Here is a 9822-nt window from a genome sequence, read left to right on the forward strand (position 1 = left end):
CTAACGGCGAGATTTGCAAATTCGTCGGCGGATAAAGCCCTTTTTCGAGTTAGGAAAGCGTCGGTGTACTGGTTTTCCCGAGTTGTTTGAGTACGAATTTCATCTTTTTTTCGATGTCAGCGAAAGGCAGGATTTCTTTGGCTACGTACACAAAAGCAATCGCCACGGGTACCGATTCGACCTCCGTAATGAGGGCTTTATGCAGGCGATAGGCTTCCCGCATCCGGCGTTTAATTAGGTTTCGATCAACTGCTTTCTTGAAGTTTCGCTTGGATACGGATACCAGAATCTGCGGAAGCGGAGCCGTACCGGAAGCTGGCAAGGCATTCACTTTCAACGGATAACTGAATACAGCTATACTCGTGTTGTCCTTCCGGGCAAACAGCTGGTCAAGCATTTTTTTGCTTTTCAATCGTTCCGTTTTCCGCAAACGCTGATCCATGGGTCGGGCTCTAAGTAAGAAGGTAATCGCGATACCTGCGTTCGGATTTCTTCTGAATGAATGGAAATGAATGAACGGCAAAGATACGGCGAAAGTACCGCAGGCCGTTCCAGAAATAAGGAAGCACCCCAAACCGATGTCCACGATGTCTGCTAAACAAATACTCTTAGTCGAAGATGATCAGCGTTTATCCGAAAGCATTTCGCGAACGCTCACCCGTAAGGGTTATGAAGTATCGCCGGTTTTTGACGGCACGGCCGGCTTACAGGCGGCCCTGGGCCAGCGGTACGATCTCGTCATTCTGGATGTGGTTCTGCCCGGTCTGGATGGCTATACCATTTGCGGCGAACTCCGTCGGCAACGCCCCCGGCTACCTATTCTGATGCTCACGGCTCTGGACGATACGGAAGATCGCCTGCGGGGCTTTGAGCAGGGTACGGACGATTACCTGGCGAAGCCCTTCGATATTCGTGAACTGCACGCCCGTATGCTGGCCCTGCTTCGCCGGAATGAGTTCATGGACGAGGTTCCGATGCAAACCCGGCTTCAGATTGCTAATCTGGAAATGAACCTGTTGAGCAAAACCGTCACCCGGGATGGCGAAAAGCTGGAGCTGACCGCCAAGGAATACGCGTTGCTGGAGTACCTGCTGCTGCATCAGAATCAGCTTATCACCAAAATGGAACTGCTGAAAGAAGTCTGGGGACTCAACTTCGATCCCGGTACCAACATCGTTGAGGTGTACATTGCCTACCTGCGGAAGAAAGTCGATCGACCCTACGAACCCAAGCTCATTCATACTAAACCCAGCCAAGGATACATTCTCAGGCCCGAGTACTAATCATGTTCATTCGCTACAAACTGGCTCTGCTGTTTTCACTGGTCGTAGCCGGATTACTGACCTTATTTTCAGCCGTGATTTACCAGATTTCCGCTTCGTACCGCGAGGAGGAATTTCAGGGTCGGCTGGAAAATAAGGCCCGTACGACGGCCCGCTATCTGATGGATGTCAAGGAAATCGATAATGAATTGCTGAAAATCATCGATCAGAATTCGCTGACCTCCTTATTCGAAGAACAGGTTCTCGTGTTCGACGAGCATAATCGGTTACTGTATTCAAGTCTGGATGATCAGCCGCCCCAGTATGATCCCGCCCTGCTAGCCGAAGTACGCGAGGAAAAGCGGGTGGAGCAGAGTTCGGACAAAATTGACCTGATTGCCCTGGCTCTGCCCTCAAGTCTGAAAGCTTCGGGCAGTGAATACGTCGTGATGGCTTCGGCCTACGATAAATTCGGCAAAAGCAAACTTATTTATCTACGAAATACGCTGATGATCTGTTGGGTCGTGGGCGTAGGGCTAACCGTAGTCGTCAGTGGCCTGTTGGCGGGTTTGTTTCTACGGCCCATCGCCACGATCAATACCCAGATTCAGCAGATTACGGCCCAGAATTTGAAAGAGCGTCTTCCCGAAGGCAATGGGCGGGATGAAATGGCTCAGCTGGCGATCAACTTCAATCAGATGCTCAACCGGCTTAATCTGTCGTTTGAACAACAGAAGAGCTTTGTCTCCCACGCTTCGCACGAACTCCGAACGCCCCTGGCAGCCATGAAAACTGATATCCAGTCGGGCCTGGAAGAAGCTTTATCCTCGGAAGAATACCGTCTGATTCTCCGGGATTTATTTCAGGATACACAACGCCTGATTGGGCTGACCAATGGCCTACTGCAACTGGCCCGGCCACTGGACCCGGTTCTTCGCCGGAAACTGATTTCCATTCCTGAGTTATTACTGGATATTTACGCCGAACTCAGTTCCCTGCGGAAAGCTCAGAAGCTGGTCTTTGAACCCTTACTCGACGAACGCCGGGAATTATTGGTACCCGGTGACGAAGCTTTACTGAAGACACTTTTCACGAATTTGATTGACAACGCCTGCAAATACTCCCCTACGCACGAAGCATTCATTCGAATCAGAAGCGATGCGACCCATTGTCTGATCGACATTGAAGATAAAGGCATCGGCATACCGCCTGAAGATCAGGAACGCGTATTTGGGCCTTTTTTCCGGGCTAACAACGCGTTGATTTATAGTGGGTACGGTATTGGACTAGCCGTAAGTCAACGCATTGTGGAGTGGCACGGAGGCAGTATTTCCCTCCGAAGTACGCTGGGGCAGGGCAGTACCTTTACCGTTCGATTACCCCTGAGCTAAAGGCCCTTTACTGGTTTATTTTAACATCGCTCGAAATGCGAACTTTATCCCGGTAATCAGCATATTCGCCGCTTTGAAATTTGATACGAAATGTACTTTCGTACTTTAGTGTACAACAACACACGGACGACTTGTGCGAGAATTTAAGAACAAAACCTTTACTCAATCGTTGACCGGGCTGATGCACCTGGCATTCTGGGCATTTTTTATGTCCCTGCCATTTCTGCTTCGTTCGCCCCAAAACCCGCCGGGTACGCCCAAGGTAAAGGTACCGGATGAGGTGGTGATTCTATTACAGATGCTTACCATCCCGCTGTTTTACATTAACGCCAATTTTCTGATTCCCCGGGTATTACAGCGTCAGGGCGTCTGGTATTACCTCGCCTATATTTTGCTTTCAGTAACGGCCGTTCTGTCCATTAATTTAAGCTTACGCAACTACGTTTTCTTTCCCGAACTTCCTTCCGCCCGTATCACTTTCTACACCCTTTTTCCGGTCTTTTTCATCCTGGCCATTAGCACGATTTATCGGTTACTGAGTGATTATCTCTCGGATCAACAAGAACGGAAAGAGCTGGAAAATGAACGGCTCAAGTCTGAATTAAGTTTTTTGCGTTCGCAGATTAGTCCGCACTTTATGTTCAACGTGCTCAACAGTATCGTATCGCTTTCCCGCAAGAAATCGGATATGGTTGAACCCGTAGTCATCCAGCTTTCGGATTTGATGCGGTACATGCTTTACGAGTCGAATGGCTCGCGGGTTTCGCTGGAAAAAGAAATCAAGTACCTCAACAATTACATCGATTTACAGCGAATTCGTTTTGGTAACGATGTCAAGATTCATTTCCACGCGGATAATCAGCTCACGCACCAGCTAATTGAGCCGATGTTGCTGATTCCATTCGTTGAAAATGCGTTTAAACACGGGGTTGGACTCATTAGTGATCCGGTAATTGAAGTATTGCTCGACTCCAAGGATCATACGCTGATCTTTACGGTACGCAACAAGGTAAATCGTCGGTTTAAGGAAGTCAAAGACGGTAGTTCGGGCATTGGTTTGCCGAATGTAAAACGCCGCTTAAGCCTATTGTACCCCGAATCGCATGAATTAGTGATTGATGACAATTCGGACTGGTACGAAGTAAAACTTACCCTGCACTTTACCAACGATCATCCCCTGAAAGACCGCTCGTGGAAAGAAGCCGTGAATCACTAACTGGATTCGTTTCCGAAATGAATCAGTAGTGGACCGAAGTATTACCTTTGCGGTGTACCCAAAACTAACGAAACCATGATGAACTGCCTCGCCGTGGACGATGAGTCCTTAGCCCTTGACTTACTGGAAGATAACATACGAAAAGTACCCTTTCTGAACTTAGTAAAGCGTTGTAAAAATGCCTTTGAAGCTCAGGAGGTGATGCAGCAGCAGCCGATCGATCTCTTATTTCTGGACATTCAGATGCCGGGCATCAGCGGTGTACAGTTTGTCCAGAGCATGACGCAGGCTCCAATGGTCATTTTCGTAACGGCTTACGAAGAATTTGCCCTGGAAGGTTTTAACCTCGATGTACTCGATTATCTGCTCAAGCCGGTCTCTTTTGAACGTTTCTTAAAAGCAGTCAATAAAGCGTACGAACTCCATAATTTGCGTCATCAGGAAACGCCAGCGGTAGCCGAGTCTACGCCCGCTCCCGCTCAGGAATACCTGTTTGTCAATGCCGATTATTCGCTGGTAAAAATCCGTATTGCCGATATTCTTTACGTAGAAGGATTAAAGGACTACGTAAAAATTTATCTCGAAGGACAGAGTCGTCCGGTAATTACGCGACTGACGATGAAAGCTATGGAAGAAAAGTTACCCAGCGGTCCTTTTCTACGCGTTCATAAATCATTCATCATTGCTTTCGATAAAATTGAATCGATTCGTAACCTGCGAATCAAAATTGGTCAGGTTCATATTCCCATCAGTGAATCGTACGGAGAGGCCTTATTCAAAGCCATTAATGCGGGTAAAGTTGAATGAGTTCGCTTTTTGATACGACTGAAAAATTTTTCGTCTTATCTCTCTTTTATACGATCTGATCGGCAGAAAATTGAAGGGAGTATATTTCCGATTTTTACGCTAGTGGCTTTCCGCTCAGATTGATTTTTATTTGATTCAGTATTCCGCAGCCTCTTACGGGCCTGCCCTTTTCAAATTCGATTATTCGCTGATTTTCATAGCTCGGTAACTGCTACGAGCAAGAGCCGAAAAGAAATCCCCTTGTGGGTAGTTTAAGTTTTGGGGTGAGAGTAACCGTCGCTTCTTTGGAGCGACGGTTCTTTTTTGTAGCTAACTTACCGCTTTCATACAAACCTTTTTTTACGGTATGTCCACCTTTCGGGATCAGGTCGTCTGGATTACGGGAGCCTCGTCAGGCATTGGCGAAGCCCTGGCTCATGCCTTTGCCCGCGAGGGGAGTCGTCTGGTACTTTCAGCCCGGCGAGAAGCCGAATTACAGCGGGTGGCTCAGGAGCTGGCCCTGCCCGCCGACCGCATCCAGATTGTGGTAATGGACATGAGTCAGCCCGATACGTTTACTGCTTGCGTGCAGGACGTCATACAAACCTTTGGCCGTATCGATATTCTGGTACAGAATGCGGGGATTAGTCAGCGGTCACTGGCTCTGGAAAGTTCTATTGATGTTGATCGGCGGCTGATGGAGGTCAATTATTTTGGCGTCGTTGCTTTGACCAAAGCGGTATTACCCACGCTGCTAGTTCAGAAAAGTGGCCTGATTGTACCCATTTCAAGCATTGCCGGGTACGTCGCTACGCCGATGCGGACGAGTTACGCCGCCTCTAAATTCGCCATCCGCGGCTTCTTTGATTCGCTACGGGCCGAAATCTGGCGAGAAGGACTTTGGGTGACGATCATTTGTCCGGGTTACATCAAAACCGCTATTTCACTTAATGCCCTGAACGGTCGTGGCCAAGCCAATAACCGGATGGATGAAAACCAGGCCCGGGGCATTTCCGCCGACGTATGTGCCGAACGTATCCTCAAAGCCCTCCGCTCCCGTAAGCGGGAAGTATATATCGGAGGCCTGAAAGAAGTAGCCGGGGCCTATCTCAAACGATACGCACCCGGCCTGTTATGGTTGATGATTCGTAACTACAAAATTCGCTCCTAACGGCTGCTAATTTTAGTCGACTTGTGCTGATCGGCGTAGTCTACGACCAAATGACAGAAGGCCCGAATGCCGAGCTCGAACCCACCTTCGTCAATATAAAAGTCCGGCGTATGGTGTGGAGCGGTTTGTGCCTGGGATTTGTTAAGCGGAGCTCCGCCCAGGAAGAAAAACAGTCCGGGTACTTTTTGCTGGAAAAAGGAAAAATCTTCGGCTCCGGTTACGGCGGGCGTCAGCAGAACGTTGTCTTTCCCGGCCACTTCTTCCAGCGAACCCACCATCTGATCCGTCAGGGCCGGATCATTGTAGGTAACGGGATACATGACATCAATTTTTACATCCGCTTTGGCTCCCTGACTTTCGGCTGTTTTTTCGGCCACCTGCCGAAGGTTGTCATGAATCACCTTTTGCATCGGAGCGTCCAGGTAACGAATGGTCCCCATCATATTCACTTCTTCAGGGATGATATTCTGCCGAATGCCCCCGTGAATAGCCCCGACGGTGACCACAGCCGCTCCGCTGGTCAGATCCAATTTGCGGCTAACGATCGTTTGCAGGTTATTGACGATCTGGGAAGCCGTCACAATCGGATCAATACTTAGCCAGGGATACGCTCCGTGCGATTGTTTGCCTTTCACTTTTACACTGAAGAAATCAACAGCGGCCATGGTACCTCCGGGCCGGTACTTGATCTGTCCAATGGGCGTCTGAGCATTGAGGTGTAAGCCGAAAATGGCATCTACCTTAGGGTTTTCCAGTACGCCTTCTTTAATCATCAACGCCGCTCCACCTTCTTCGCCCTGCGGGGCTCCTTCTTCGGCGGGTTGGAAAATAAACTTGATGGTTCCTTTCACCTCACTCTTTACCCCGGCCAGTACTTCGGCTACGCCCATCAGAATGGCTACGTGGCCATCGTGACCGCAGGCGTGCATCACCCCCGTTTGCTGGCCGTTGTATTCCGTGGTAACTTTTGATACGAAGGGAACGTCTACGCGTTCCGTTACGGGTAAGCCGTCCATATCCGCCCGTAAGGCAATGACTGGGCCGGGTTTGCCGCCTTTCAAAAGGGCTACGACACCCGTCTTGGCAACGCCCGTTTTTACCTCCAGTCCCAGAGCCTTCAAATGAGCCGCTATTTTCTCGGACGTACGGAATTCCCGGTTTCCAAGCTCCGGATGTTCGTGAAAATCCCGCCGCCAGGTAATCACTTTTTTCTCGATCTCCTTAGCCATTTGATCCATCCGTTTCTTGATGGGATCCACAGCACCGTGACTCCCAAAGGAGATCAGTAACAAAGCGGCCAAAATAGAATTTTTCATAGTTTTCTTCGGTCAGAATACACTTAATTTCGCCAGTAAATACAAAATATAATTTCGCCTTATCTGCCTTTTTACCAATGAAATCAGGCATTTACAGGAATTACAACGAAAAAATACATGATTTTTTGTAAAAAAAATACTTTCCTGTTGTTTGGCAAAATAAAGCTTATACTTTTGCAATCCATTGCAATATTCCTTAACCAAAACTTCATCAACATCATGATTACCTCTTACGTTACGTATACTAAACCAAGGCCGGCTCTTCGCGGCTGTTTGGTCCTCTAATCGTCGTCAGCTCTTTTAGTATTACTCAGGCATTCCTTCGGCTTGAGCGGGGATTCTATTTTCCTAAGCTTACCGACAGGAGTCAGGTTGTCCCTCTAGACATTACCCGAAAACAGTTGATTACCCACTATCTATTCTTAACCAATTCCTTTACAACAATGAAGAGATTTGTACTCTTTCTAAACGTACTGTGGCTAACCGTCGTAACCCTGACGGCCTATGCACAGGACCGGGTGGTGACTGGCGTAGTCACTACTTCTGACGATGGCAGTGTTGTGCCAGGTGTAAGTGTAACGGTGAAAGGAACTTCTCAGGGAGTGACGACGGATGCAAACGGGAAGTATCGCCTCAGTATCCCTTCGAGCGGTACGACGCTGGTGTTCAGCTCTATTGGCTTCCAGAAACAGGAAGTTGCCATCAACTCCAGAAGCGTCATTGATGTACAATTGACCACGGATTCCAACGAACTTTCAGAAGTGGTGGTCATTGGTTATGGTACTCAAACTAAACGAGATGCAACGGGTAGCATTGGCTCCGTATCTGGTTCGAAAATTGCTCAAATGCCTAACCAGAGCTTCGAATCAGGACTGGCAGGTCGTACCCCTGGGGTTCAGATTACGGTACCCAGTGGCGTATTGAACGCTCCACCCGTATTCCGGATTCGGGGTACAAACTCGATTTCGTTGAGCTCTTATCCGCTGGTTGTAGTGGATGGTGTCCCTACGTTTACGGGTGACTATAGCTCCACAAATGCTCCCAGTAACCCACTGGCGAGTATCAACCCTAATGATATTGAAAGTATTGACGTAGCGAAAGACGCGGCGGCTACCGCCATTTACGGAAGCCGGGCTGCCAATGGTGTCGTATTCGTCACGACGAAACGCGGTAAATCCGGCAAAGTACGGGTAAACTACGATGGATGGGTAGGCTTCAATAATACGTATCGTCTGCCTTCCATGCTGAACGCCCAGCAGTACATTGATTTCAAAACGAGAGCGGTTGCCAACAACCCCACGGCCTCTACGATTAAATATACCCAAACGAACGACGCGAACGGAAATCCAATCGATACGCGTTGGCAGGATCAGGTGTACCGCCAGGGGGTGTCGCATAGCCACAACCTGAACGTATCCGGGGGTAGCGAAAACACGAACTACTATTTTTCAACGGGTTACACGTCTCAACAGGGTATCATCCGTAAAAACGATTTCGAGCGTCTGAACGCATTGTTCAACGTCGATAGCAAGCTCAACAAAGTAGTTACGATCGGTGGTAAAATCTCTTATTCCAACGAGAGAAACCTGGCCGCTACGTCCTCTGGTTCACTCAGTGGCGAAGCGTTCAACACCTCTGGTTTAGGACGTCTGGCTATTGTACTACCTCCGATCATTGCTCCTTACAACAATGACGGTACCTTAAATATTAACGGAGCAGCGGTTGGTTCTGCGGGTAACATCGCCGGTATTTCTAACCTGTCGTATTATAACCCCGTTGCTTTGCTCAACCTGAACCGTTCGAACTCCGAGAACAGCCACATTCAATCCAACGCCTACATTCAGTTTAATCCGGTGAAAGGACTGACGCTGAAAAGCAGCTACGGTATTGATTACATGCTGATAGATAATGATACGTTCTGGTCTCCGGTTACGGGGGATGGTTATTCTTACAATGGCTACGGCACCGGTATTTACGCTAAATACAAAACCTGGTTGTGGACCAACACTGCTCAGTACGACCGCTCGTTCGGCAAGCATAACTTCAGCCTGTTGATTGGTCAGGAGCAACAGCGTACCACGTCACGGGGCTTCGGTCTGAACCGTCAGGGGCTGTCCGATGCTTCGTATACGGAGCTTCAGGCGGGCTGGGTGAATAACAACACCGCAGGTTTGACCTACGGTGAAAACTACCTGCTGTCAGGGTTCGGCCGTTTGTCCTACAACTACAAAGAGAAATACTACCTGAGTGGTAACATCCGTCAGGATGAATACTCCGCTCTTGGTCAGAAAAAAGGTACCTTCTGGGGAGCTTCGGCGGGCTGGGAAATTACGCAGGAGAGCTTCTGGTCAGCCGCTAAACTTGATCGGATTTTCAGCAGCTTCAAGATTCGGGGTAGCTACGGTAAAGTAGGTAATATCGGGGGTATTGGCGATTACAGCCCCTATTCAACGTACACTTCTGGTTATTACGGAGGACTGGCTACGTTAGGCTTTTACAGCGTAGGAAACCCGAATCTGAAATGGGAAACCAGTACAAAAACCGACGTTGGTCTGAACCTGGGTATTCTGAATGACCGGATCACGGCAGAAATCGCGTATTACAAGAATGATATTGACAATTTGATTCTGTACGTAGCTCAGGCTCCTTCGACGGGTTTGCCGACCAGCTCAAACATTGG

General features: G+C 48.7%; 8 protein-coding genes. 6 read left to right on the forward strand and 2 right to left on the reverse strand.

What is annotated here, in order from left to right; genetic code table 11:
* Positions 1-49 precede the first annotated feature (49 nt).
* The gene (gene rnpA, locus ACOJTG_RS22880) at positions 50-442 is read right to left on the reverse strand and encodes a ribonuclease P protein component (protein ID WP_104716180.1); all 393 of its coding nucleotides are present in this window, start codon (positions 440-442) and stop codon (positions 50-52) included.
* A gap of 145 nt (positions 443-587) precedes the next feature.
* Here rnpA and ACOJTG_RS22885 point away from each other — a divergent pair, with 145 nt between their 5' ends.
* The 5 genes from ACOJTG_RS22885 to ACOJTG_RS22905 all read left to right on the forward strand — a co-directional run bounded on the left by ACOJTG_RS22885 (position 588) and on the right by ACOJTG_RS22905 (position 5826).
* On the forward strand, positions 588-1283 hold the full coding sequence (locus ACOJTG_RS22885) for a response regulator transcription factor (protein ID WP_420155928.1): 696 nt from the start codon (positions 588-590) through the stop codon (positions 1281-1283).
* A 2-nt stretch (positions 1284-1285) separates the two neighbouring features.
* Positions 1286-2653, forward strand: coding sequence for a HAMP domain-containing sensor histidine kinase (locus tag ACOJTG_RS22890; protein ID WP_420155929.1), 1368 nt, complete (start codon positions 1286-1288; stop codon positions 2651-2653).
* Between the two features lie 208 nt (positions 2654-2861).
* Positions 2862-3869 (forward strand): sensor histidine kinase, encoded by a 1008-nt coding sequence (locus ACOJTG_RS22895; protein WP_420155930.1) that lies wholly within the window; start codon positions 2862-2864, stop codon positions 3867-3869.
* Between the two features lie 75 nt (positions 3870-3944).
* Positions 3945-4676: a LytR/AlgR family response regulator transcription factor gene (locus ACOJTG_RS22900; protein ID WP_420155931.1), complete on the forward strand. Its 732-nt coding sequence runs from the start codon at positions 3945-3947 to the stop codon at positions 4674-4676.
* Between the two features lie 346 nt (positions 4677-5022).
* Positions 5023-5826, forward strand: a complete 804-nt coding sequence (locus tag ACOJTG_RS22905; RefSeq protein ID WP_420155932.1) for an SDR family oxidoreductase — start codon at positions 5023-5025, stop codon at positions 5824-5826.
* Here the strand turns inward: ACOJTG_RS22905 and ACOJTG_RS22910 are convergent.
* The gene (locus tag ACOJTG_RS22910) at positions 5823-7142 is read right to left on the reverse strand and encodes an amidohydrolase (RefSeq protein WP_420155933.1); all 1320 of its coding nucleotides are present in this window, start codon (positions 7140-7142) and stop codon (positions 5823-5825) included. The genes ACOJTG_RS22905 and ACOJTG_RS22910 overlap by 4 nt on opposite strands.
* Positions 7143-7585: 443 nt before the next feature.
* Here ACOJTG_RS22910 and ACOJTG_RS22915 point away from each other — a divergent pair.
* Positions 7586-9822, forward strand: a 2237-nt coding sequence (locus ACOJTG_RS22915) for a SusC/RagA family TonB-linked outer membrane protein (RefSeq protein WP_420155934.1), incomplete at its 3' end; no start/stop codon positions are given.

It is taken from the genome of Siphonobacter sp., assembly GCF_048595215.1.
Lineage (GTDB): Bacteria > Bacteroidota > Bacteroidia > Cytophagales > Spirosomataceae > Siphonobacter.

Coding starts and splice junctions, on each gene's coding strand:
- ACOJTG_RS22885 (WP_420155928.1), top strand. CDS start 588: ATGTCTGCTAAACAAATACTCTTAGTCGAAGATGATCAGCGTTTATCC.
- ACOJTG_RS22890 (WP_420155929.1), top strand. CDS start 1,286: ATGTTCATTCGCTACAAACTGGCTCTGCTGTTTTCACTGGTCGTAGCC.
- ACOJTG_RS22895 (WP_420155930.1), top strand. CDS start 2,862: ATGTCCCTGCCATTTCTGCTTCGTTCGCCCCAAAACCCGCCGGGTACG.
- ACOJTG_RS22910 (WP_420155933.1), bottom strand. CDS start 7,142: ATGAAAAATTCTATTTTGGCCGCTTTGTTACTGATCTCCTTTGGGAGT.
- ACOJTG_RS22905 (WP_420155932.1), top strand. CDS start 5,023: ATGTCCACCTTTCGGGATCAGGTCGTCTGGATTACGGGAGCCTCGTCA.
- ACOJTG_RS22900 (WP_420155931.1), top strand. CDS start 3,945: ATGATGAACTGCCTCGCCGTGGACGATGAGTCCTTAGCCCTTGACTTA.
- rnpA (WP_104716180.1), bottom strand. CDS start 442: ATGGATCAGCGTTTGCGGAAAACGGAACGATTGAAAAGCAAAAAAATG.